This is a genomic window from Fischerella major NIES-592 (assembly GCF_001904645.1).
GTDB lineage: Bacteria > Cyanobacteriota > Cyanobacteriia > Cyanobacteriales > Nostocaceae > Fischerella > Fischerella thermalis.
Genome location: NZ_MRCA01000003.1, coordinates 380,288 through 404,428, shown reverse-complemented (window position 1 = coordinate 404,428; position 24,141 = coordinate 380,288). Strand labels below are relative to the sequence as shown.

The window sequence follows — 24,141 nt, the reverse complement described above, 5'->3', positions numbered from 1 at the left end:
CACAAAGAATAATAATTGAACCGTATGTATCTATATGGGATTTACTCATACCCAAATTCTCTAGCCATCTTGATCACTTCGGGCATAAAACCTTTGTTGTCCGGACGCCAAGGTAACGGCCCCTCTAGATGGCTAGGTTTAATGGTTGAGGCGCGATAACCAGGTGATTTGAGAAAATTGGGGTCATTACCTAATTGAGCGCCATATGGTCCTAAACAAGCATAGGGAGAGTTTTCAGGATGCAACATGATTTCATAGATTGAATCATCCCAAGAAAGATTCAACCAGTTACATATTTTTTCAAAATATAGACGAGGATTACTTAACATCTCTTCGCCACGTAAGCACATTTGTCGCTGATGAGGAATAGTACTTAAGAAATCCAAAATATTGCATTGCATTTTATACCACGAAATCTGAGGGTCAACTGTAGGTGGATCTGTTGAATAATCAATAGAGTTGGCGAGTATAGCCATTAAACCATCAGCAATATTGATGATCGATTTTCCTTGGGTTCTGGGATGGCGAATAAGATGCAGATAATAAGCATTGGGAAAATTTTCGCGCATCCGGTTAAGAATTTCGAGTTTAGTTGAGTAGGCAGGACTTTTGTCTACAATGCGTAGTGGTGCTACTTTACGGCACAGTTCGACATATACTTCACCAGTAGTCTTATTCATCCGGGTTAGAATCCAACGACGTGCCATTTCTACTGATGCAATTGTTTGTTCACCTGCATAGAGTTGGGCAACTGTACGCAACAAACCATGCATTTGAAACTGACGCATTCCTTTCATGCGTTCTGATAGTTGTTCCAAAGTGTCAGTGATGAACAAATTTAGTTCTGGCATGCCGTAAGCTTCAGGATGCTGACCTAGCATGGCGCAAATTAAGGATGTAAAAGAACGCGGAGAACCCAGGATAAAAAGAGGTGGAGGAACTGACATATGCGACTTTGGAAAGCTGTTGGCTTATCTGCTCTCAAGGATTTATGAAAAACTTTGTGGAGTAAAAAATAAAAAGCAAAGGGTAGTTTTATGTTTCCCCTTTACTCTTTTCTCACTTCACTAATTCTCTTCCGGCAAATTTGGTGTGGCGTAGTAATATTATTCTGTGTTGTCGTTTGTTAAATTATCTTCCAAACGCTTGAGATTAGCATCCGTGACATCAACAGTAGTATTAGAACAGCAGGAATTCACCAAAGTTTGTGTGGCATACTACTGATTGCTTTTAGTAAACCAAAGCAAACGGGCGGGAATCAAATTGGCAGGATTAGAACTAGTTGCAGTCACTTTATCTAGATAAATCCGACCGAGTGTGTAAAACCCAGTGTCTTCAGGTGTCCCTCCTTGGTAAGGTACGGTCACACAGAATGGGTCACTGCCACAAGTACGGGTGATTTTAACAGCGTAGAGATTCCTAGCATTAGTAGATGATACGTACTGTGCCGCGGAACCTTGAGTGTAGAGACCAACAAAAGAAAATGTGCCGTCTTGACTTCCTATAGATGTTTTTGATTCAAAAGAAAGATAAGCAGCCAGAGACTTATCATCTACTAGGCTATGGTCTACCCCAACCAACATGAGAACATCGTCGCTATCTTTCGGGATTTGAATATCACAACCAAGAGTATCTAATGGTCCTGGAGCAAAGTCACAAGGAAAACTCGTGTAAAGAGCATCTGGGGAATCATAGGCACAGTATGAAGGAGTCGTTCTACATTCTTGTGGGTCAACATGAGTCATACTTTGGGTCAGGCTTGCTTTGAGCGTATATCCTTTTTGAGCATAGGAATTGATCACAGCCTGTTCTAAGGCATTCAGTTTTTGGTCAAACTTTTTGTCGTACTCAACAGTAGTAGATCTCAGCTGATTGTTCCACTTGGGAATATCATCCCACGTGACGTTTCCAGTGATGCCTGGTCCCTTAATAAAAGCCACTTTTGTCTCTGGTGCAGTTTGTTGGACAAAAGTCTCTGCTTGCTGTCTTTCAGTCTGGCTTTGAGTTGTAATCCGAAGTAGCAATGAGAGTTGGTCAGGATAGCTTGAGCTTCCGACGTTAGTGATACTTGCAGGTAGCAGATAAGTGTTGATAATTGAATTAGGCACACCCGATGCTTTTAAAGCATTTTTAACTGTATCTAAGGTCTGGGTGTTTGCTGTCACAATCAAAATGTATTTACCATTAGTACCTTTTTTGATATTGGCATTGTTAATGCTAAGTCCAACACTGCTTCCTAAGGCAGCATAGTTACTTGAAAAGTCGCTGTTGTAAGTAAAACTTTGATAAGCAGTGAAGCTATAAAATGGAACGTCTTTGATGGTAGACACAGTACCAGAAATGATTATTGCATCATCTCCATCTAGCTGAAAACAGGGAGGTACACCACTGCTAGTCTCCATCATCTGGTCGCAGAAACTAGAGTTTATGCCTTCTACATTGGTATACACCCAGCCATAACGAGTATGAGAACTGCCATAACAAGGGTTTGTGTTACATGGAGGTGGTCCCGGAGGCGCTCCAGAGATGCTACTAGATGAACAACTACACGATTTTCCCATTACTAACTTGCCAGCATAGCTGGTATAGTTAGGCGGTAAATTTTCTACAAATGAACCTGAATTAGCTGTAGCTGCTTGGCTAGAGAAAGCCAGTGGTACACTTATCATTCCAGCTAGGAATGATAAAATTTTCATCGAACTTATACCCATATATCCTTAAGTGTTACGTGAAATCTTGCATCTACCTATACCCTGGTTATCTTGATAGATTTAAGTTGTGGTAGATATTTCTACTAGTTGAAATTACTTACTTATAATTGCAGGAAAACTATACAAGTTTGATAAATCTTTGATTAAAAACTGACAAATATATGTAGCAAAGCAAATTAGAAAATATACACAAAATTTACATATTAAAAATCTGAGCTAATCAAATTAGCTCAGATGTTCAAGCAAAGATATGCTGTTTAGGTAACGTTCACACAGTTAGTTTGATATCAATCCTGCTGAATTTAGCAGAGGTGTTTTCATGTAGACAGTACTCACTGAATTAACTCACGAAATTGGTATAGAGTGCTACTGGGCGCTTTTAGTAAACCAAAGCAAACGGGCGGGAATGAGATTAGCAGGATTAGGACCAGTGGCTGTGACTTTATCAAGATAGACACGACCAATGAAGAAAAACGGATTGTCTTGAGGTGTACCTTTGGAAAAAGCAATCACACAATAAGGGTCATTACCACATGAGTAAGGATTGATGCGAACAGCGTATAAATTAGCAGCATCAGACGAGGAAAGGAATCGATTAGCTGAACCTTGAGTGTAAAGCCCAACAAAAGAAAAGGTTTCTCCATCCACTGAACCCTTACTTTCATAAGAAAAATAAGTGGCAAGACCTTTGTTTGAGTCTGTGACGACGGTAGTGTGGTCTACCCCAACCAACATGAGAAAATCACCATCTTCTAACCTAATCCCACAACCCAAAGCCGTAATTGGGAAGGAAGAGAAATCACAAGGGAAAGTGGTGTAAAGAGCATTGGGTGAATCATATGCACAGGAAGTAAAGTTAGTTATGCACTCTATTGGTTCAGAGTGTTTCATTTTTTCTGTGAGGTGGTACTTGAGTGTATACCCCTGCTGTTGGTAGTAGTTAACTACATTGGCTTGTAATGAATCTAGTTTCTTGTCTAGCTGTTGTTGGTACTCTGTAGTGTCAGTTCTCAGATTATCTTCCCAACGTTTTAAGCTGCTATCGGTAACATCACCAGTAGTCCCTGGGGCTTTGATAAATGCTACTTTTGTCGCAGGTGCTGTTTGTTCTACAAAGGTATTGACTCGTTGTTTTTCTTGTGGGGTTTGAGTCGTCAGACGCAATAGAAATGACAACTGCTCAGGGTTGGCGCTGGTTGCAGCGTTGGCATACTTGGCTGGAAATAGATAGCTATTGATGGCTCTATCAGGAATACCAGATTTAATCAAGGCACTCTTGACGGCTTTGAGTGTGCCTGTGTTGGATGTGATTATAACTGCGTAATTACTGTTGAATGGCAAAGAACTAGCAGTTTTTAGGTTTCTATTGTTCAGGTCGAGATTAATGCTGGCCATGGTCACAGCATAATCGCCTAAAGATTGGCTGTATGACAAAGAGTTATATAAGGTCATACTATAGTAGGTAATTTGTTCTGGTGTTTTGCCATAAATCACCACAGCATCATCACCATCAAGTTGAAAACAAGGTCCAATGGTGTAGTCTTCGTTTTGTTTTTCTACACATTCTTGTCCATTGATGCCAGCAACATTGGTGTAAGCCCAAGCGTAACGGGTGTTAGAACTCCCAAAACAAAGTTCATCTTCTGTTCCAGTTTCAGAACAAGGAGGAGGAGGTGGTGGTGCTCCAGGTAGTCCAAAACTTGCACAAGAGCATGACTGACCAACTACGAGGGAACCTGAATTGACTTGATAGCCAGGAGGTAAATTTTCCTGAAATGTAGAATTAGCGGCAGCTTTACCTGAAAAACATCCAATTACCGTCGCAGTCCCTGCTAGCAACGAAACTAGCTTGCTTAAATTTATACGCACTGATCATACTCCTTATTTCAAATCTGAAACCTTCTCTCAAATTCTGAGTAAGCTGTATTTGGATTTTTTGCAGGTTTTTATCACTTAGTAAATTATGTATACTAAATAACCAAGCATTAAAAAATACAAGTAAATTTTTTATAAAGATTTAATAAAAATAAAATTAAGAAAGTATTTAAAAAGTTAGGAACATGACTTAGGGAGATTTACATGTAAAATTTTTACTCTTGTCAGATGTTGGCTAAGAATGACAATTAATCATGCGATCGCCAGATTATCTTTAAATTTCTTAGTAATTGTGTAATCTATGTCTAAGTAAAGCTGCTCTTGCTCTAACCCTACTACTTAAGTAATAATGCAACAGTGGAGCTATTTTTTACATATCCGCAAGTTGATGACCAGCACTTGCAGTTAGCTATGCTACTACCACGTCGTGGGTTTGGGTGTCTAACTACCACAATATTTCCAAGGCTGAAAATTTAGGATGCAAGCTAAATAATGCCAATTTGCAAGAGACAAATTGCAGGATACTCCATGAATTAGAGTAACAATACCTTACATTCCAGACAAAAATTATGCCATCTATAAATATGCAAATAACACCCATTACTGAACAATTTGGTATTATCATTCAGGGAATAGGCGATGAAAATATTCTGAATCTAGATATAGATGAGGTTGTTAAATTATTTAAATCTTCTAGCCTAATACTTTTTAGGGGATTTGAGACTGACGTAGATAAATTTAAAAAATTTACAGAATTATATAGCACTAGCTTTATGACTTATGTCGGCGGTGCTTATAGCAGAGATTCTATCAATGGAGATAACACAGTCTTATCTGTAACTGGTCACAAAATTGCTTGTGCTGTTCCTTTTCATGGAGAAATGTACTACACGAAAACACAGCCAAAGATGATGTGGTTTTACTGTGCTACTCCGGCATTAAGTGATGGCGAGACGACAATTTGTGACGGCATTCAAGTTTATAATGAGTTAAGCCAAACTACTAAGGAATTATTCCATTCCAAGCGTTTAAAATATATTCGCACCTATCCTCAGGAAATTTGGCCAAAAATCTATCAAACTAACGATTTAGCAGTGGTAGAGAAAGTATGCAATGATAATGATATGCTTCTGAAGGTAAATGAAGCGGGAAAATCTATTACTACTGAGTATATAACATCTGCAATTGTTCTCAGTAGATGTGGTAATTACAAGGTATTTCTTAACAACATTTTACCTGTCATAGAACAAGAAGCACAGGGTCGAAATAATAGTCTTGTCAGGTTTGAGGATGATTCTCCAATTCCTGAGAATGTAATTGATGAGCTCAAAGAAATTACTGGTAGATTAACCCAATTAGTTGCATGGCAAAAAGGAGATATTCTCATGGTTGATAATACCAGATTACTTCATGGTAGAAGAACTTTTTCTGATAATCAAAGAGACATTTATGTGAGGCTATGTAATCCAGTTTTCTCGCTTTGAATTTGGCAATAATACCAAATTTATTGCAGGCGATGTTTGTCATCGCTGCTACACAAACAAAGTTCAATTTGAAGATAAATTGGGCGGGATTTCTACCCGACCCAATTTTGTCAATCTTTGAGTTAGTGATAATTATGACTTATCGTTATATTTCAGTACAGTTCAGTTAAGCATTTCCTCCTTCTCTTATCTGGTATTTGGTGTGTTCTCTACGTCTGGTGTAGTTAGTAAAAAAAGTTTCAGCTATAAGCCCTGAGTAGGCCTTGAACTGAAGTTCAATCCTCATAGCCAAAGTTGGTTAAAACGGACTCAAATGTATATTCAGTAAGCTAAAGCTTACTTGAGCTTTGAACCTATAATTTATTTTTTGGCGGACTAAAATTAGGTGCAAGATCTAAGGTATTGCATTATATTTTGGGCGTTGCTGAATCAAGATATGAATTTACAGGGTATGACCAGACGTAGTAGAGACGTAGCATTGCTACGTCTCTACAATGATTTGGCATCGAACTACAAAAATGTATGCACACATAATTCATGACCAAATTCAGCAACGCCATATTTTGGATCCTAAATTCTCCAAAGAAAGTCCAATTACATACTTGAAAAATATGTATTGTTTTTTACTAAAATTTTACATACACTTTACGCTTCATTCAAAATAAGTTAGCAATATTTACTAGGAAATATGTAATAAATATTACAAAAAGAATATCAACCTTCCACCAAACTCATCCGATTTTTTCCCAAAAATACCTGAGCAAATATTTGGATATTGTGTATGAGCTTGTGCAAGAGTCCTTACGGATTTTTACTGTTAATGTTCTTAACCTTTGTCTTGCTTGTAGCAAGCCAACTCCGAGAACTGAACGCCGTTGAAACATTGACTTTCACAAGAGTAGATTATGCTGTTGCTGGAAATGGTCCAAAGTCGATAGTGGTTGGAGATTTAAATCAAGATGGAAACTTGGACATGGCTGTAGCCAATCGTCATTCCAAAAACATCTCAGTGCTATTCAATCAGGGAAATGCAAGCTTTGGAGTACCAGTCAACTATAGTGTGGGTACTCAACCGTTAGATTTAGCGATCGCAGATTTCGATAAAGACCTTGACCTTGATCTAGTTACGGCGAATTCTGGATCTAGAAATATCTCAGTGCTACTGAATAGTGGTAATGGTTCATTTGGAACAGTAAATGACTTTAATGTTGGGGGTGGTCCTTATGGAGTAACAATCGGAGATTTTAATCTTGACAGTCACATAGACATAGCTGTAGCTAACAATAATAGCAATAGTGTAGCTATACTCCTAAACAATGGTCTTAGTTCATTCAGTGTTTCGCAAAATGTTACTGTTGGTACTAAGCCTTGGGCTTTAGCCAATCGAGACCTTGATAGCGATGGCTATACTGATTTAGCTGTGGTAAATCTCGGCTCTAATAATGTTTCCATCTTGAAAAACAGTGGAAACGGTTCATTTAATCTATTGGAGAACCTTGCTGTTAACACTAGTCCATACGAGATCATAATCAGTAATTTGGATAGTGATACAGATTATGATTTAGCTGTAGCAAACTCTGAATCTAAGAATTTCTCAGCGTTGATGAATAATGGCAATAGTACCTTTGCGCCAGCTATAAACTACAATGTGGGAAATGTTCCCAAGGCGGTGGAGTCAGCAGACTTAGACGGTGATGGTGATCAAGATTTAATAGTAGCGAATCATTTTTCCAATAATGTCTCGTTAATGTTAAATAATGGTCAAGGTATGTTTAGTTTACTGACAAACATTTCTGTTGGAAATAGACCTGTTTCCATTGCAGCTGGAGATTTAGATAATGATGGTGATCTGGATTTTGCTGTAGCCAATAATACATCTAATACAGTTTCAGTGCTGCTCAATCACAGGATTTAATTTCTGGCGTTGCTGATTTCATGGATGAAAATTATGGGTAATACCACAACATTGACTAGATGCGATATATTGTGTCTGGTCGTCCGGATTCATACCACAATTCAGCAACGTCCTTGGTGAGCAGTTCTATCAGTTCATGAAATTGGTGAAGTATTGTGATTATAGAGGAGGTTTTTCTTGAGTTTGAAGTTGGCTATCCCAATCTAAAGTTCCTTGCAAAATTTCCAAGCCACCATTGGGATTGTCTACATATGTCCACTTTCCTTCTTGACGAACTGCTACACGTGGACCAAAAGGATTGGCTGTACCGATAAACAGACCGTAAGAATTGGAAATAAAGTTACGAACTCCATAGTTATATACGTTACCAAATCCTTGTCGAGTTACTGGTAGCCAATTTTCGCCATCAAAGGTACGCCATACTTCAAAGCCACCTTGATATTTAACTATCTCTTCCAATCCTACTTGCTGGAGCATCCGAACTGTTTTGTCTGGTCTCCCTTCTAAGGAGATGTAGCACATGATGTCGCTCCATTCCATAGTTCCTGCATACAGCCAACCATCATGTACTCCCATCCTCCAGACATAACCATTGCATAGATTATTGAACCCAGCTGATAATCCACTCAAGGGATATCTACCATCGCGGATATCTCCCATAAGTAAATCCCAAGAACCGTCATGGTGAATCCTGATGATTTCCGCTCCCGCAGGGCCAATTTTATTGAGGTGATCGTAACCACCATTTTGGATACCAGTGCCGACATACAGAGCATCCTTGAAAACCATCATGCTGGCAGCGATTTGATTCAGACTGCCACGACCTGCACCGTTAGTAATAACATTAGTCCAATGATAAGGAGGTTCTCCTTCTGCTTTAGTACGCCAGATTTGAAAACCATTATTATTGACGGTTCCGGCATAAAGATAGTCTCCAAATCCTCTTAACTCGAAGATTGTGCGATTTTCTGGATCACCAAATCCGCGATCGCTCGCAGCACGCCACTCTCCTTTAGCAGGATCACTACTTTCATATACCTGAGCGACTCCAGAAGTATTTGCATTACCTCCAGTTGCACTGGTTGGTGCAGTAAACAAGCGTCCTTTGAAAGGAATCAGTAAGCGCAAACTGGTAACAGGTAAACCTACTAATCCAGGTTTAGAGACAACCTCAAAGTTTTTGCCATCTTCTGTACGCATGATGAGTGGGCCATTAGACCGCGACCTTGACCAAGTGCTGACATACAACGCTGGTTCTGGGTCTGATTTCCCTTGAAATACTGCCATCCCTCGATAGCCAAGGTCACGGCTGAATTCATCTCCTTCCTTGGCCAAGGTCATGGGAGCCTGAAAAACTCGTTCCCAATGTTTGATAACTGGATTGTAGCGCCAGATTTCTGCCCGGGCCCAATTCCTTTCAAACTCTGGGGTATAGACTTTATGAGGACACTCAACAGGCCACATATCAATCTTGACATGGGGCATACTACTACGGATAAGACAGAGGTTGGCGCGGGTTGTTCCAACATACAAGTGTCCATTGAACCAAGCCATGGAATGGGCATAAGCATTATTACCATCGCCAAAACCGTTTTTGCAAATTTTACGGAAATTAGCCTCACTCAATCCTCGGTTTGGTTCTGGATTAAAAATTCGCACCTGAGTCATTTTTTACATTCATAATTACGGGCGTATTCCCTCTAAAAATGGAACTTCAAAACACTTAGAATGCATAATTGGCCCATGTCCAAAATAACCATCTTCTCCAAATAATTCCCCATGATCTGCTGTAATGATGATGTGAGTATTATCAGGACATTTATTAAATAATTCACCGATAAATTTATCTACATACTCTACACAACTAATTTGTTGTTGATGTAAGCGAGTCATTTCTTCTGGTTCAAAAAAGCTTTTCTCTTCTGGTTTTTCGCCAACTAGCAAAAATTCATCAATATTTTTAAAGACTCCATGTACACCTGAGATCCGAGGCATATCATCTCCCTTCAGCATGTAGGGATAATGAGTTTCGCCTAAATTGAAAAAGTAAAAACGAGGTTGATCATCAGGAAATTCCATTTCATTAATCATGGATGGAAAATCATTATGATTTGGCATTAATTTATAATCATCAAAATGCTTATTAATGTTGGTAAACTGATTCAGAACAGGCATGGAAACCCTGGCGATCGCCTTATAGCCATTGTCTTGTAAAACTTTTGGTAAAGATAAGTAAGGCACAAAAGTTTTAAAAGACAGATTTGGGATATTCAAACGATTTACCCATTTGACAAACTCTTGCTTGTACACTTCTGAAGCGAATACACCGCGTGGGCTTTGATGTGGAATCATACCCATCAGCATAGTGTAGTGAGAGGGGGAAGTCCAAGATGCATAGCTGTAACGACACTCTGCTTTTCCGAGTAGATCAATATTGGGTGTTGCAGCCGCCGCATAGCTGTCATAGCGACAGCTATCCATGATGATGTATACAAGATTGTTGGGCATGGGTATAAAGATTGACTTTAAGAAAATTATACTTCTTCACTAGGTTAGTGTAAATTTTAACTTTTTGACTAGATTTAGCGAAATTTTGATGAAGTATATAAATTGAGCTTGATAACTTTGGACAACATACAATCAAAATCTCAAGAAGTTTTTAGAGAAGCTATTGAATGCTATTGATAGCGTTTTTAATACTCCATAAACTTGACGTAAGAAACCAAGATTAAATTTTTACCAAGTATCTGCGATCGCTTCCCTGACATTTTTACGACAACAAGTCATACATTAAAAATTTGTAAAGGATTGTCACACTCACAGGTATTTACTGCTTATGTAGTGGGTGACAATCCTGACACATAGTTGTTCAACCAGTGAAGGGAAGAACTTATGGAATTTTTGTCTAACACTGTAGCGCTGTCGCGGATGCAGTTTGCACTGACAGCCATATTTCATATGCTGTGGCCTGTACTGACTACAGGCATGGCAATTTATCTAGCGATTGTAGAGGGAATATGGTTGAAGACCCGTAACCCAGATTACTACTATCATGCCCGCTTTTGGTCAAAACTCTACATTTTAAACTTTGGTATCGGTGTCGCTACTGGTATTCCGATGGAGTTTCAGTTTGGCACAAACTGGGCCCCTCTATCGGAAGCAATTGGTAATTTTTTTGGTAGCATCATCGGCTTTGAAGCTTCCTGGGCATTTATGCTGGAAGCGGCTTTTTTAGGAATTATGGTATTTGGCTGGGAACGTGTCCACCCAATCATTCACTTTATTTCTACGATCCTGGTTGCTGTTGGTGCTAACTTATCAACCTTCTGGATTTTGGCAGCTAATTCCTGGTTGCAAACTCCTGCGGGTGGAGAAATGGTCAACGGTAAGTTTATCGTCCACGATTACTTTCAGGGTATTTTCAATCCGTTTATGGCGGTGAGTGTGTCGCATATGTTTTTAGGCACACTGGAAACTTCACTGTTTGTAATTGGTGGAATTAGTGCCTGGTATATTTACAACAATCGTCATAGCGCCTTCTTTGCCAAAGCTTTTAAGATAGCTTTAGCAGCTGCGATCGCTGTTGCACCATTGCAGATATACGTAGGACACTTGAGTGGTGAACAAGTGTATCACTACCAACCCTCCAAACTAGCAGCAATGGAGGCACAATGGCATACAACCCCAGCGGGACAGCCAGCAGATTGGAGTCTAATAGCTTTACCCAATGAACAAGCAGAACAAAACGATTGGGAAATCACTATCCCCAATGCCCTTGGCTACATTCTGGAATTCAAACCAAAACTTTCCGAACCTGTACTCGGTTTAAAAGAATGGCAACCAGCCGATAGACCACACCTAGTAGCATTGATCTACTACTCCTTCCGGATCATGATTGCCATTGGCTTCTTCCTAGCAGGATTGATGCTAGTCAGTACTATTCAATGGCTACGCGGTAAACTCTCCCCAGAGAACATTTCCCAGCAACGCTTGTTAATGCTGGGCTGGATTTTTGCTGCTCCTTTAGGATACATTGCAGTGGAGTCAGGCTGGATAGTTCGTTGTGTAGGCAGACAACCGTGGACTGTGTACGGACTGATTCGCACGGCTGATGCTGCCTCAAATCTCCCTGCTAGTAATGTCCTAGCGACTTTAACAGGCTTCGCCACAGTTTACAGTCTGTTGTTTGTTGCAGTTTTATATTTTGGTAGTAGGATTATCCGTAGAGGCCCCAGACTAGATTTACCAATACCAGGCTTAAAAGACCAACCCGCAGTAGAAACTACTCCTGGAGAATTTATTCCCGATGAGCGCCCGGTGGAAGCACAGCAATAGGAGGTTTGATGGAGACGCTAAGTTATTTTTTACCACAAGTATGGTTTGGTATTTTAGCTCTTTTCCTCTTCCTCTATGTCATGCTCGATGGCTTTGACTTGGGGGTAGGAATTTTATCCCTGACTGCTTCTACAGAAGAACGCCGTAGCATCCTAATGACTAGCTTGAGTAATATTTGGGATGCTAACGAAACTTGGTTAGTTCTCATGGGTGGTGGTTTGTTTGGGGCGTTTCCCCTTGCTTACGGCACGATTTTAAATGCCCTTTACATTCCCATTTTGTTGATGGTATTTGGATTGATTTTTCGCGCTGTCGCATTTGAATTTCGTGAACAAGCTAAGCGCAAACTATTCTGGAACTTTGCCTTTGGTGCTGGTAGTTTTCTTGCAGCCTTAGGTCAAGGATTCGCCCTTGGTGGCGTACTCAAAGGAATTCAGGTAGATCAAGCAGGTCACTTTATCGGTACGACTTGGGATTGGTTGAGTTGGCAGACTGTGCTGGTAGCTTTGACTCTCATCCAAGGTTATGTCCTGATTGGTTCCACCTATTTAATTTGGAAAACCACAGGCGAATTACAGGATACCCACTACAAAACAGCAAAAATTGCGGCTGTGACAACTTTGATTGGAGCCATTTTGATTACAATTGGTACTCCAATATTTTACGACTACGCCAGAGAACGTTTGTTTCATCGCCCGCTGGTTTACCTATTTGCTGTGATTCCCTTGTTGGGAGTTTTGTTGATTTCGCTATTGATTAGAAGCTTATTTCGTAAAGAAGAAAAAGTGCCTTTTATCTGGACAATTCTGCTTTTCTTGCTGACATTTGTGGGCTTGGCAATGGTTGTCTTTCCCTACATTATCCCCACTCAAATCACTATTTATGAAGCTGCTGCTGATCCGAGTGCGCTGGTTTTTATGATTATTTTCATTGGTGCGCTGATCCCCGTAATGTTGTTCTACAACATTTATCAATATATTGTGTTCCGGGGTAAGGTCACTGGTGGTCACTACGGAGAGTAAGTAAGTTGGTGTCTTTGTGTCTTTGTGGTGGATAAGATGAATATTAACCACCACAAAGACACAAAGATTTTGATTTTTAGACAGATGCTTGCAACAATATCTGGCAGATGCGATCGCAAACAAGCCAACACCATTATATGCATTGCTTCATAACCAGGCAGTGCGATACGTGCCATGTTGTCATATTCGCTCACAGCAACTGTTGGGTTAGTATCAAAATCTATAGTCTGATTCATTGCTAGTCGCAGTAAAGTTCAGATAAATTCTGATTTAGCTTGGTGTCTTTGTGTCTTGGTGGTTAATTTACACCACCAAGGCACTAAGACACTAAGTCTTGATTTATACATTTGCCAATGTTACCTCACGCACCTTTGCTATCAGGTTACTGAGGTTATCTGTGTTAAGACGATAACTTAAAGGATGAGCAATCAACCGTGCTGTACTTTCATAGAGTACTGCAATTTCCATCAAACCATTTTCGCGTAATGTCCTGCCTGTGGAGACTATATCCACGATCGCTTCCGACATGCCTGTGATTGGCCCTAGTTCCACGGAACCATACAACGGCACAATTTCTACAGGTAAATCTAAGCTATGGAAATATTCCCGCGCACAGTTGATGTATTTGGATGCTACTCTACCATGAGCTGGTAAATCTAAAGGCGATCGGTAGGGGCTGGATTGTTTGACTGCTACGGACATCCGGCAATACCCAAACCGCAAATCAACTAACTGTGCTACTTGCGGCTTTTTCTCACGCAGTACATCGTAACCAACTATACCCAGTTGTGCCTGACCATATTCTACGTAAACTGGCACATCTTGCCCTCTGACTAGTAGTCCTTTTGCTTTGCCATTAGTATCAGTAATTTGTAATTGTCGGTTACTAGAGTCTAAAAACGCACTAAAGTCCAGCCCTACAGTTTGTAGCAGTTGGATGCTATGTTTGAGAAGTTCCCCTTTAGGCAGTGCAACAGTAAGCATAAATAGCGTTAGCGGTCAGCATGATAATAATACAGGAAAGCTGATTCCTAAATATTGATGGCTGGTCATGCGAATTTTAGTAGTTGATGACGAAATTGAATTGACTGACCCTTTGAGTCGGATTTTAAGTCGTGAAGGATACAGTGTCGATGCTGCTTATGATGGTACAAGTGGCGGTCAACTGGCACAAACCAGCAATTACGACTTGCTGATTTTAGATTGGATGCTACCTGGAAAAACGGGATTGGAGATATGTCAAGAATTACGCAGGCGAGGAATTACTACTCCTGTGTTATTTCTGACTGCGAAAGATACTCTTGATGACCGAGTTGAAGGTTTAGATGCTGGTGCAGATGACTATTTAGTCAAGCCTTTTGAACTGCGAGAGTTACTAGCAAGAGTCCGTGCTTTGTTACGACGATCTGTTTCTCAGATACCGGGTACACCTACAGTTCGCTTGACAGTAGCTGATCTGGAACTTGACCCAGAAAATCAAGTCGCCTATCGTCAAGGACGGGTAATAGAATTATCACAAAAAGAAAGTCAGTTGCTGCAATATTTTATGGAAAATACTGGCAAGCTCCTGACCCACACCCAAATTATGCAATACTTGTGGCAAGATAACGAGCAACCGAGTAGTAATGTTATTGCTGCGCTAGTACGTCTGTTAAGACGCAAGATTGAGTTAACTGGTGAAACTCAATTAATTCATAGTGTTTATGGTAAAGGATATCGCTTTGGAATATCTAATGAATAGTGAACAGTTATCAGTTATTAGTTATCAAGACTCTATTATTTTTGAAATGTGAAAAAATTCCCGAATGCGCCAATTGTTTTAAAGTTATATCCAGGTACTTTGGTAGTGTAGATACTAAAAGCTACAAAGTTCTGACGCTCGGTTGATGTGGCAATAAAATCTTTAATGTTATTTTCTTGAAAATTTATCCCCGTTGCTAATCCCGATTTACAGGTATTGGCTGTAAGTTTGCTTATATCCTCCCATAACTGTCCTTGTGGTAACTGTGGTCCTTGGCAAATCGCGTTTTGTATTTCGCTGGTGAGTCGTTCTGCGGCATAATTAACATAAGTATTATTATCAGGATTAGTAAAAGACATTACACCTACAACACTGGCAATAGCTATCAGTGTGAATGTACTTTTTCTTATACCTAAAAGATTGTGCAATGATGCCTTCATAAGTTTTTCATCAAACAATGCAATTGACTGCTTGATGGTATATACAGTAGCAAAGACACGGATTTCCGAAACCTCAGGTAAAAAGCTGCTACAAGTCAACAGCTTACCGTGTTATGCAATAAGTTCAGTGTTTTGGTTGTGAATCGCTTGATTAGACTTTTGCTGAAAAATATGAAATTGCATACTCAGCATACAGTAAACACTAGACACAATTTCCCACCAACGTTCTATTTGCTCATAATTAGTGATACGAAAATCTGACCAACCTATGTAGTTTTTACTGTGTTTACAGCCATACTCCAACCAAGTTATTAACCCATAGGGGTTATCAACTGCTGAAGTAATAGACTTTGGTAAATTACTCATTAAAAACATAGTGAAATTCTCAGCAGATTGTTCTCTATTGTTTGTAATCTGCCAATACCTTAGTTCTCGACGGCTACCAAAGATAATTTCACGAATATAGCTTTGTTCTGTTTTGCCGTTACTGAAAATCCGATGAAAGTTTTTCCAACTGGTGTACCTCATCTTCTGGCTAGGGGCTAACCAAAAACCAACATTACTTCTAATTGCAACAATGAAATTAAGTTGAGATTGATTTAAAATATTAATTAGGGTATCACACTCCCCATAGACAGTATCTGCTAATACCAAATCAAATGTGAACCCTCCTGCTTGTAATTCTTCAATTATCTCAGCAATTAATTGGGGCTTAGTTTTAAAAGTATCTCCCGGTTTTAATCTTTTTAGCGGTCTGAAAACTTTAAATGTAAGAGGAAAAATTAAACCATCTAGGAAAGCATAGGCATTGACTGAAACAATTCCATTTTCAAATTTGCCTAAGTTCCCAATATACTGTTTGTCTACATAATCTGTAGTTTTCCCTTTTTTTTTATCTCCAGTATCATCAATAATTAAGGTAAAGCTCCTTCCTTGCAAAACCTGACGAATAATAGATAATCTTTGATTTCTGAGTTCGTTGATTTGCCAGGGTGATTCGGTAACAAAATGGAGTAAAGCTTGATTATTTAATCCTAAATATTTAGCGATCGCAGGTAAACTTTTGCGATCAATATCAGAAACCAAACCTAAATGCAACCACTTGAAAAATTCAAAACTTCTTACCTCTGGAAAAAGATGTTTGTAGTTTGCACAATAGTTATCCACAAAAGTACGGGTAGTAGTTGCTTCCCTGGGTTGCGCCATATTTTGACTCCGGAAAAAATTATGGATGCTTATAAATGAGACATTTTTTAGTGGCGTCACATAATATAACTCAAAGTTTACTTACATTTTTATGAAGCTTTATTGAAGTAATTTTTTTTGCTTGTTCTATCTTTCACAGATTTTTATATAAATTTATTGCTAACGGAGAATATTTTATTGTGTGTCAAAAACACAGATGATTATTATACATATTTTTTGTCCGCAATTATACTAATTATATTTTTGTCTGAGTTTCGACATAATGAATAAAAATCTACTAGTTAAGAGCGGATCTACAAAACAAACATCCGTCTACTCTTAAGGATAATTATGTTTTTATCATACAAAAATCAATCTATTAACATTTAAATAGCAAGTTACATAAGAATAATTTCCTAGTTCACTAGAAATAAAAATTAATTTTTATTAATTAAGTAATCATGCTCAATAATGACACCATATATACTAAACGTCATTTTTACTACATTTATTTTTCTTGTATCTTTTTAGTTGGGTATTTAATGGGTAATTTAATTGACATACAGGTAAAGACTGTTAAAAGCGATCGCTCCTATACATTCTGCAAATAAGCAGCTATTAAGAGACTACATTTCTCATCATTCTGATCACCCTGATCACCGAAAGCGCTAGAGTGAGGTTAAGAGTACTGAAAACCTTAGCCATAAACATGGAAACAAAACAACTAGGTAACACAGGTGTTTATGTGAGTACCATCGGTTTGGGGGCGATGCCGATGTCGTTAAGCAACCGTCCCCCAGAGTCGCAGTCAATCAATGTTATTCAGCGTGCTTTGGAGTTGGGAGTCACTTTCATTGATACTGCTGATTCTTACTGTCGAGATGAAACAGACAAGCACCACAATGAGCGACTGATTCACAAAGCTTTGCAAAGTTACAATGGGGATACGAGTAATGTGATGGTGGCAACCAAGGGTGGCTTAATGCGTCCCAATGGTAGTTGGACACGTAATGGCAACCCCAATCACTTGCGAGAAACTATTCGGATTAGCTTTGAGGCTTTAGGTGGTAATAAACCCATTGATCTATGGCAATACCATGCACCTGATCCCGACTACACTATTGAAGAATCCCTCACACCAGTAAAAGAAGCAGTCACCGCTGGAATAATTAGATTTGTGGGAGTTTCTAACTTTTCTGTAGAACAAATCAAAAGGGCGCGGGATGTAGTTGATATCGTCTCGGTGCAGAATCAATACAATCCTTGGCAGCGTCAACCAGAATTTGATGGGGTACTAGAGTATTGTGAGACTGAAGGTTTAACTTTTTTACCTTGGAGTCCTTTCGGTGGTAGTCGTCGTCACGAAAATTTACAAGATATCCCAGCGATCGCTCAATTAGCCAAAACAAAAGGCGTATCAGTGTACTCTATTGTATTAGCATGGTTACTGGCAAAATCGCCCTGTATCTTGCCCATCCCGGGTGCGAGTAAAATTTCTAGCATTGAAGATAGCGTACGTGCTGTGGATCTGCAATTATCTGAGCAAGAAGTACAAATAATAGATCGAGAAACAGCGTCATAATCAGGTAAAATAACAAGTCTGCAATTAAACAGGATGCTTGCTGACTGGAGACGCGCTTATGGCTCGGATGTATTACGACGCAGATGCAAATTTAGACCTTTTAGCTGGAAAAACCATTGCGATTATCGGTTATGGTTCCCAAGGTCATGCTCACGCCCTTAACCTTAAGGATAGTGGCATGAATGTTATTGTCGGATTATATCCGGGTAGCAAGTCAGCCGCAAAAGCCGAAGCAGCTGGGTTAACTGTCAAAAGTGTGGCAGATGCGGCCAAAACTGCTGACTTGTTGATGATTTTATTACCTGATGAAGTACAAAGAACTGTTTACAAAAACGAAATTGAACCAAATTTAGAACCAGGTAACATCTTAGCTTTTGCCCACGGGTTCAACATTCACTTTGGTCAAATTGTCCCACCTGCTGAGGTAGACGTGATCATGGTAGCACCCAAAGGGCCAGGACATTTGGTCAGACGGACTTACGAACAAGGACAAGGAGTACCTTGTCTGTTTGCTGTGTATCAAAATGCTTCTGGACAAGCACGTGATCGCGCCATGGCATATGCTAAGGGTATCGGTGGTACACGCGCTGGAATTCTGGAAACCACCTTCCGCGAAGAAACTGAAACAGATTTGTTCGGTGAACAAGCAGTATTGTGTGGTGGCTTGAGTGCCTTAATTAAAGCCGGATTTGAAACTTTGGTAGAAGCTGGATACCAACCGGAACTAGCTTATTTTGAATGTCTCCATGAAGTCAAATTGATTGTTGACTTGATTGTGGAAGGCGGGCTAGCAAAAATGCGTGATAGTATTTCCAATACCGCAGAATATGGTGACTACACCCGTGGACCTCGGATTGTCAATGAACAAACCAAGGCAGAAATGCAAAAAATTCTGCAAGAAATTCAAACTGGTCAGTTTGCACGGGAATTTGTTTTGGAAAATCAAGCAGGTAAACCTGGGTTTACTGCAATGCGTCGTAAAGAAGCCGAACATCCAGTGGAGGAAATTGGTAAAGATTTACGTGCGATGTTTAGTTGGCTGAAGAAAGATTAATTATAGAAGAAGGTAGAGGGCACAAAGAAGGTAATCCGTTAACCTAAGCATGAGAGTCACCCCTCATGCTCGGCTTCAAAACCGTGCTTGATGCTTTCACATCACACGGCTCCTCTCCAAGTTAACCATTGTCATTGGTAGGTTCGTTGAGTTGAAAAGTTGCCTTTGCCACCATGTATCTGGTCGTGACAATATAGGACTAATTTGTCATTGCCAAAAGTCCAATTTTTATGTTTTGGGATGTGCCAGTATTTTCTGGCTATCCATTTACTCGATTTCTTGGGATGTCTGAACTTCGCCCAACCTCGGAATAATTTCCAAAATACCTTACGGTCTAATTCTGAAAATGTGACAGATTAATGTGACTTTGCTTGCGCTAACCGTGACCAACTGTGTTAGATGGGGTTCTGGGTGAGACTTCCAGTTACCACCGTTTATCCCCGCTTTACCCGTTTGATAATCAGTCGCCCAGGTAGAGGATACACTGCCATCCTGTCACCACAGGAGGTAGGAATTTCACCTACACGAACAACAAGTTGTCAAGGTACAGGTTGGAATGTTTATATTCCTTGTTCTACTCATTTCTGGCGAACGGATCGCACCCCTAAATAAATTTGGGGGATTTAACAAGGACACAGCATTTCTCGCGCATACGCGAGAAATACATACTTTCAAGCTACCATTCCAAACCAGCAGAAAGCTTACTGTATAAGCTTCTTGCTTTCATACTTTATACTTTAGCCTTTAGGTACTAGCCTTTGTTTCACTTCTTCTGCCAAATTAGCCAATCCTACTTCTACTTGTTCACCTGTTTTTAAATCCTTCAGAGAAGATTTTTGCGCTGCTGCTTCATCAGCACCAATAATCACGCAAAATTGTATTCCCTGTTTATCAGCTAGTTGGAATTGTTTACCTAATCCCCGCTTATCGAAGCTGGTGATCACATTAATTCCTGCCTTCCGTAAATCTTGAGATACTTTTAAATAAAGTGGCATTAGTTCTGTTTGCAAATTAACAACCATTACCTGCGCTGGAGTCGGAGCTAAAGTATTTAAAATCCCAGCTTTGATTAAGCGACTCATTAAGCGGGTTAAACCTATAGAAATGCCCACACCAGGCATTTTTTCGCCTAAAAATACTCCGACTAGTTCTTCGTATCTACCACCAGAACAAATACTTCCTAAAGCTTCATGTCCTAGCAGAGTTGTTTCGTAAACTGTTCCGGTGTAGTAATCTAAACCACGAGCAATTGATAAGTCAATACAGAAACGATTTTCAGGAACTCCTAAGTTACGCACCCCTGTAATTACTGCTTCTAGTTCAGTAACCCCCAGATTAAATTGTTCGGCTTCTGGCATGATTTGAGCTAGATGCTTGAGTTTATCTAGCATATCGTCCACTGTGCCTTTAATATTAACAAACTCAATAATTTTCTGGGTTTGTTCTGGTGAAATTCCTTCTTTTTCTAACTCCTGTTTGACTTTAGCTTCACCGATTTTTTCTAAGTTATCAATGATACCGATACAGGATTTAATTTTGCTTTCTTCAATTCCTACAGATTGAAAGAAACCTGTGAGAATTTTACGATTGTTGATGCGAATTAAAAAATCACCGATGTTGATGGCTGTAAATATTTCAGTAATTATAGCAGGCATTTGAGCATCATAAAGTAAGCTCAATTCCCGACGACCGACAACATCAATATCACACTGACGAAATTGACGGAAGCGTCCATCTTTTGCCCGTTCGCCACGAAACACTACATCCATTTGGTAACGTGCAAAAGGAAAATTTAAATCATTGAGGTGACGGGCAATATAGGCTGCTAAGGGAACTGTTTGATCAAATTTTAATGCCCGTGCTTCTGAACCACTTTCCCCTGCTTTCTCTTTTTCTGCTTGGCGATTGGGTGGCAATATTGGATTAATACCATAAATAATATTGTCGCCTTGATTACCTTTAGCTTGCAGAACTTCTAACCTTTCGACTGCGGGAGTTTCAATAGGAGTAAATCCGTAACTTTCAAAAACTCTACGGATAGTATCAAGTAAATATACTTCTAGGCGCTTTTCGCCGGGAAGAAATTCTGGAAAACCACTAGGAGTAGAAAAGTTTATTTTTTCGCTTTTTGCCATAGATTCAATTTTGTTAGTGGTTGATGATTATAGAGACGTACCATGGCACATCTCCACATTAGTTGAAATCAGTTACCTGTTTAATTTGATAACTGATAACTAATAACTGATAACTGATTGTTAACGCATCCGTTCCTCTTGAATCAGGGTGCGTTGAAATATTCGATTATCTTTAAACCATTGCCAAGTCCGGGCGCGGTAGTTATTGCAAGGACTAATTTGAATCATTTCATATAAGTATGTTTCTGGCATTCCCTTATATGAAAACCACAAAATAATTGTATGATCATCTACTTCCCAAGCTTTCCCTGCAATGCGTTCTGTATCAAACCAAATTGCTTTATCCCGGTAAGTTGCAGGAAATTTATGTTCTTCTTTTCGACCATCAACCCAGTTATAGCGATTAGTTTGGTAGTAGGAATAACGGCTATCTACTGGAAATTCGCAGGTTAAGTGAGATTGATGCTGATCAAGAATTTTTCCTTGTGTATCAACCAGTATATACGTACCTTTCCAATCTCCTTCATGACGGGCCAAAACGGGCATTTCTTCTCGGATGGAAGACACGATCACCCTCCTTTTACTTTTAGCGATTTGGCAATAACCATACAAGCATGATACCTGTGACTAAACCACTTCCAGTCCAACCACTACCATAGGCGATCGCACCTGCCATTTGTGCATTGACTTTCATTGCTATAGTTTGACATGCGGCAGCACACACAGCTGCACTCACAGCCCCATTCACAAATCCTCCGACACTGCTAGCCAGAATCCACCACCATGCTTGTTGCAAATGCTGACGCAAAACCAACCACTGGGCTACTCCCAATACAGTGAAAGTGACTAACTGATTTACAGCATTTAACCAGAATACTTCCCAAAGTTTGCTGACTGCCAACAACATCTCTAGAAGGATGGGATTGAGAATTTCTCTTGTCACAAGTGTTACTGGAAAACCCAAGTACCAACCTAAAATACTGGCTATTACCCACCAGTTTGTATGTCTGATGTAACGTCTTAACACTAACCATTGGGCAACTCCGAGAATCGGGCCAGTTAAAACTAATGTTGCGAAAAACTGGAATCCACCCTCCTCTAAAGCGCCAACAATAGCACCACCCACCGCATTAGCCAGTACCCACCACAACAATAGTTTTCTCTTGTTAACCATCAAACCACCAAGGATCAGGAGCGGAATTTGTTTTAATTAAGAAGGCTTTTTTCCGCACGAATCGCATCAATGCAGCAGCCCCCATGCGCGAACTACCTAAACCGGAGTATTTGAAAGAATTTTTTTCTCCCTCATATATGAGTGCAGTCAGACCTGCATCATTAATACAAATAGCACCTGCATCTATATATTGGGCAACTGCTAATGCTTCTGCTTCGTCTGCTGCAAAGACTGCTGCACTCAGCCCATAAATCGTATCGTTTGCCAAGTTAATTGCTTCTGCTGGTGTCGAAAAAGCCATAATTGGCATGATTGGACCAAATGTCTCCTCTGTCATTACTTTCATTGTGTGATTAACTTGGGTGAGAACTGTCGGACGACACCACCATCCTCCCCCACTATCTTCTACTTTACCCCCGCAGTGTACAACTGCTCCTTTTTCTATAGCGTCTAGCAAATGCTCACTAATAATTGCGGCTTGTCTTTCGGCAATGATCGGACCAATTTCACCACTTTCTAATTTGGGGTAGGCTAATTCCAAACCTTGGGCTTTAGTGACGAGTCGTTCAACAAAAGGTTTAAAGATAGATTCTGCAACATAGATGCGTTCAATGGAAAGACATGACTGACCGCTATTGACAACCGAACTCCACAAAACTGCTGAGGTAGCTAATTCTAAATCAGCCGATTCCAAAACGATCGCTGCATCTTTGCCTCCTAATTCTAAAAAAGCTGGAATGAAGCGTTTTGCAGCAGCTTCTGCAACTTTTCGTCCTGTGGCTACACTGCCTGTAAAGCAAACTAAGTCTACATTTTCGATCAAATTAGCACCTGTTTGACCTGCTCCTTCTACAAAAGTAAATATTTCCCGCAATGGCGGAACAGCGTTAATTGCTGTTAATAGCGGTGTCATAAACCGGGGTGCAATTTCGCTGGGTTTCACAATCACAGCACAACCTGCTAGCAGTGCTGGAATCACATCCATGGTTGACAGTAATAATGGTAAGTTCCACGGACTAATTACCCCCACCAGAGGATAAGGAACTGCTTTTTGTTGCAGTTTGATAAATGGTACTGCTGTCTGTTTTTCTGTTTCTTCTAATAACTTTGGTGCTAATTTACACCACTTATCAATATTAGAAAGAAACGAGTCAATTTCTAATACCGAAATTGACAATCTACCTGTATCAGCAACTAAGGCTTCAATGAGTTTATCCCGTCCCGCAATAATAGCTTGTTTCCACTGTTGCAAAGCAGTTATTCGTCCTTCTAAACCAAGTTGCTGCCAGCCTTTTTGCGCTCTCCGCAAACGATTGCACAATTGTGCTAAAAGTTTTGGCGGTGGCGGTATAATTACGTAATCATATTTCCCTGTACGAGGATTACGGACATCTATTGGTTTGATCATTTGTTATTTGTCAATAGTCAATTGTCATTGGTTAGTGGTTAGTGGTTAGTGGTTAGTAGTTAGTTGTTAGTGGTTAGTAG

21 protein-coding genes are annotated in these 24,141 nt (G+C 39.8%); 8 read left to right on the top strand and 13 right to left on the bottom strand.

Annotated elements, in window-relative coordinates:
* Positions 1–41: 41 nt before the first annotated feature.
* The 3 genes from NIES592_RS09085 to NIES592_RS09075 all read right to left on the bottom strand — a co-directional run bounded on the left by NIES592_RS09085 (position 42) and on the right by NIES592_RS09075 (position 4,580).
* Positions 42–947, bottom strand: coding sequence for a sulfotransferase family protein (locus NIES592_RS09085; protein ID WP_073555555.1), 906 nt, complete (start codon positions 945–947; stop codon positions 42–44).
* 270 nt (positions 948–1,217) lie between these two features.
* A complete protein-coding gene (locus NIES592_RS09080; protein WP_073555554.1) occupies positions 1,218–2,696 on the bottom strand; it encodes a hypothetical protein in 1,479 nt (492 codons plus the stop codon).
* 381 nt (positions 2,697–3,077) lie between these two features.
* On the bottom strand, positions 3,078–4,580 hold the full coding sequence (locus NIES592_RS09075; protein WP_143168358.1) for a hypothetical protein: 1,503 nt from the start codon (positions 4,578–4,580) through the stop codon (positions 3,078–3,080).
* A gap of 575 nt (positions 4,581–5,155) precedes the next feature.
* Here NIES592_RS09075 and NIES592_RS09070 point away from each other — a divergent pair.
* Both NIES592_RS09070 and NIES592_RS09065 read left to right on the top strand, forming a co-directional pair.
* Complete coding sequence (locus NIES592_RS09070; RefSeq protein ID WP_073555552.1) at positions 5,156–6,070, top strand: TauD/TfdA family dioxygenase; 915 nt, start codon at positions 5,156–5,158, stop codon at positions 6,068–6,070.
* An 820-nt stretch (positions 6,071–6,890) separates the two neighbouring features.
* The gene (locus NIES592_RS09065; protein ID WP_062245754.1) at positions 6,891–7,985 is read left to right on the top strand and encodes an FG-GAP repeat domain-containing protein; all 1,095 of its coding nucleotides are present in this window, start codon (positions 6,891–6,893) and stop codon (positions 7,983–7,985) included.
* Between the two features lie 159 nt (positions 7,986–8,144).
* Here the strand turns inward: NIES592_RS09065 and NIES592_RS09060 are convergent, their stop codons facing one another.
* A complete protein-coding gene (locus tag NIES592_RS09060; RefSeq protein ID WP_073555550.1) occupies positions 8,145–9,653 on the bottom strand; it encodes a hypothetical protein in 1,509 nt (502 codons plus the stop codon).
* A gap of 15 nt (positions 9,654–9,668) precedes the next feature.
* Positions 9,669–10,493, bottom strand: coding sequence for a sulfatase-like hydrolase/transferase (locus tag NIES592_RS09055; RefSeq protein WP_073555549.1), 825 nt, complete (start codon positions 10,491–10,493; stop codon positions 9,669–9,671).
* A 384-nt stretch (positions 10,494–10,877) separates the two neighbouring features.
* Between NIES592_RS09055 and NIES592_RS09050 the strand changes: the two genes are divergently transcribed.
* Positions 10,878–12,320, top strand: a complete 1,443-nt coding sequence (locus NIES592_RS09050; protein WP_073555548.1) for a cytochrome ubiquinol oxidase subunit I — start codon at positions 10,878–10,880, stop codon at positions 12,318–12,320.
* Between the two features lie 8 nt (positions 12,321–12,328).
* On the top strand, positions 12,329–13,342 hold the full coding sequence (gene cydB, locus NIES592_RS09045; protein ID WP_073555547.1) for a cytochrome d ubiquinol oxidase subunit II: 1,014 nt from the start codon (positions 12,329–12,331) through the stop codon (positions 13,340–13,342).
* Here the strand turns inward: cydB and NIES592_RS25815 are convergent.
* Both NIES592_RS25815 and hisG read right to left on the bottom strand, forming a co-directional pair.
* Positions 13,330–13,578 carry a hypothetical protein gene (locus NIES592_RS25815; protein ID WP_082720477.1) on the bottom strand — a complete coding sequence of 83 codons (249 nt, stop codon included), beginning with the start codon at positions 13,576–13,578 and terminating at the stop codon, positions 13,330–13,332. The two genes, cydB and NIES592_RS25815, sit on opposite strands and share 13 nt — an antisense overlap.
* 103 nt (positions 13,579–13,681) lie before the next feature.
* Positions 13,682–14,326 carry an ATP phosphoribosyltransferase gene (gene hisG, locus NIES592_RS09035; protein WP_062245763.1) on the bottom strand — a complete coding sequence of 215 codons (645 nt, stop codon included), beginning with the start codon at positions 14,324–14,326 and terminating at the stop codon, positions 13,682–13,684.
* A 67-nt stretch (positions 14,327–14,393) separates the two neighbouring features.
* Between hisG and rppA the strand changes: the two genes are divergently transcribed.
* Positions 14,394–15,083, top strand: a complete 690-nt coding sequence (gene rppA / locus NIES592_RS09030; protein WP_062245764.1) for a two-component system response regulator RppA — start codon at positions 14,394–14,396, stop codon at positions 15,081–15,083.
* A gap of 35 nt (positions 15,084–15,118) precedes the next feature.
* Here the strand turns inward: rppA and NIES592_RS09025 are convergent, their stop codons facing one another.
* Positions 15,119–15,523 (bottom strand): DUF4359 domain-containing protein, encoded by a 405-nt coding sequence (locus NIES592_RS09025; RefSeq protein WP_073555546.1) that lies wholly within the window; start codon positions 15,521–15,523, stop codon positions 15,119–15,121.
* 111 nt (positions 15,524–15,634) lie between these two features.
* Entirely contained in the window at positions 15,635–16,729 is a 1,095-nt protein-coding gene (locus NIES592_RS09020) for an IS701 family transposase (protein WP_073555545.1), read from the bottom strand.
* Positions 16,730–17,417: 688 nt separating this feature from the next.
* On the opposite strand from NIES592_RS09020, the gene NIES592_RS09015 reads away from it, so the two are divergent.
* From NIES592_RS09015 to NIES592_RS24475, 3 genes are all read left to right on the top strand, one after another.
* Positions 17,418–18,290, top strand: coding sequence for an aldo/keto reductase (locus NIES592_RS09015; protein ID WP_073555544.1), 873 nt, complete (start codon positions 17,418–17,420; stop codon positions 18,288–18,290).
* Between the two features lie 58 nt (positions 18,291–18,348).
* Positions 18,349–19,344: a ketol-acid reductoisomerase gene (ilvC, locus tag NIES592_RS09010; RefSeq protein WP_009756758.1), complete on the top strand. Its 996-nt coding sequence runs from the start codon at positions 18,349–18,351 to the stop codon at positions 19,342–19,344.
* A gap of 411 nt (positions 19,345–19,755) precedes the next feature.
* The gene (locus tag NIES592_RS24475; RefSeq protein WP_143168357.1) at positions 19,756–19,956 is read left to right on the top strand and encodes a hypothetical protein; all 201 of its coding nucleotides are present in this window, start codon (positions 19,756–19,758) and stop codon (positions 19,954–19,956) included.
* A 125-nt stretch (positions 19,957–20,081) separates the two neighbouring features.
* Here the strand turns inward: NIES592_RS24475 and hisS are convergent, their stop codons facing one another.
* From hisS to NIES592_RS08990, 4 genes are all read right to left on the bottom strand, one after another.
* Positions 20,082–21,479: a histidine--tRNA ligase gene (hisS, locus tag NIES592_RS09005; protein WP_073555543.1), complete on the bottom strand. Its 1,398-nt coding sequence runs from the start codon at positions 21,477–21,479 to the stop codon at positions 20,082–20,084.
* A 120-nt stretch (positions 21,480–21,599) separates the two neighbouring features.
* Complete coding sequence (locus NIES592_RS09000) at positions 21,600–22,046, bottom strand: DUF3598 family protein (RefSeq protein WP_073555542.1); 447 nt, start codon at positions 22,044–22,046, stop codon at positions 21,600–21,602.
* Between the two features lie 19 nt (positions 22,047–22,065).
* Positions 22,066–22,653 (bottom strand): hypothetical protein, encoded by a 588-nt coding sequence (locus NIES592_RS08995; RefSeq protein WP_009756755.1) that lies wholly within the window; start codon positions 22,651–22,653, stop codon positions 22,066–22,068.
* Positions 22,646–24,061: an aldehyde dehydrogenase family protein gene (locus NIES592_RS08990; RefSeq protein ID WP_073555541.1), complete on the bottom strand. Its 1,416-nt coding sequence runs from the start codon at positions 24,059–24,061 to the stop codon at positions 22,646–22,648. The genes NIES592_RS08995 and NIES592_RS08990 overlap by 8 nt, the downstream gene beginning before the upstream one ends.
* Positions 24,062–24,141 lie beyond the last annotated feature (80 nt).

Coding starts and splice junctions, on each gene's coding strand:
- NIES592_RS09085 (WP_073555555.1), bottom strand. CDS start 947: ATGTCAGTTCCTCCACCTCTTTTTATCCTGGGTTCTCCGCGTTCTTTT.
- NIES592_RS09080 (WP_073555554.1), bottom strand. CDS start 2,696: ATGAAAATTTTATCATTCCTAGCTGGAATGATAAGTGTACCACTGGCT.
- NIES592_RS09070 (WP_073555552.1), top strand. CDS start 5,156: ATGCCATCTATAAATATGCAAATAACACCCATTACTGAACAATTTGGT.
- NIES592_RS09065 (WP_062245754.1), top strand. CDS start 6,891: ATGTTCTTAACCTTTGTCTTGCTTGTAGCAAGCCAACTCCGAGAACTG.
- NIES592_RS09060 (WP_073555550.1), bottom strand. CDS start 9,653: ATGACTCAGGTGCGAATTTTTAATCCAGAACCAAACCGAGGATTGAGT.
- NIES592_RS09055 (WP_073555549.1), bottom strand. CDS start 10,493: ATGCCCAACAATCTTGTATACATCATCATGGATAGCTGTCGCTATGAC.
- NIES592_RS09050 (WP_073555548.1), top strand. CDS start 10,878: ATGGAATTTTTGTCTAACACTGTAGCGCTGTCGCGGATGCAGTTTGCA.
- cydB (WP_073555547.1), top strand. CDS start 12,329: ATGGAGACGCTAAGTTATTTTTTACCACAAGTATGGTTTGGTATTTTA.
- NIES592_RS25815 (WP_082720477.1), bottom strand. CDS start 13,578: ATGAATCAGACTATAGATTTTGATACTAACCCAACAGTTGCTGTGAGC.
- hisG (WP_062245763.1), bottom strand. CDS start 14,326: ATGCTTACTGTTGCACTGCCTAAAGGGGAACTTCTCAAACATAGCATC.
- rppA (WP_062245764.1), top strand. CDS start 14,394: ATGCGAATTTTAGTAGTTGATGACGAAATTGAATTGACTGACCCTTTG.
- NIES592_RS09025 (WP_073555546.1), bottom strand. CDS start 15,523: ATGAAGGCATCATTGCACAATCTTTTAGGTATAAGAAAAAGTACATTC.
- NIES592_RS09020 (WP_073555545.1), bottom strand. CDS start 16,729: ATGGCGCAACCCAGGGAAGCAACTACTACCCGTACTTTTGTGGATAAC.
- NIES592_RS09015 (WP_073555544.1), top strand. CDS start 17,418: ATGGAAACAAAACAACTAGGTAACACAGGTGTTTATGTGAGTACCATC.
- ilvC (WP_009756758.1), top strand. CDS start 18,349: ATGGCTCGGATGTATTACGACGCAGATGCAAATTTAGACCTTTTAGCT.
- hisS (WP_073555543.1), bottom strand. CDS start 21,479: ATGGCAAAAAGCGAAAAAATAAACTTTTCTACTCCTAGTGGTTTTCCA.
- NIES592_RS08995 (WP_009756755.1), bottom strand. CDS start 22,653: ATGGTTAACAAGAGAAAACTATTGTTGTGGTGGGTACTGGCTAATGCG.
- NIES592_RS08990 (WP_073555541.1), bottom strand. CDS start 24,061: ATGATCAAACCAATAGATGTCCGTAATCCTCGTACAGGGAAATATGAT.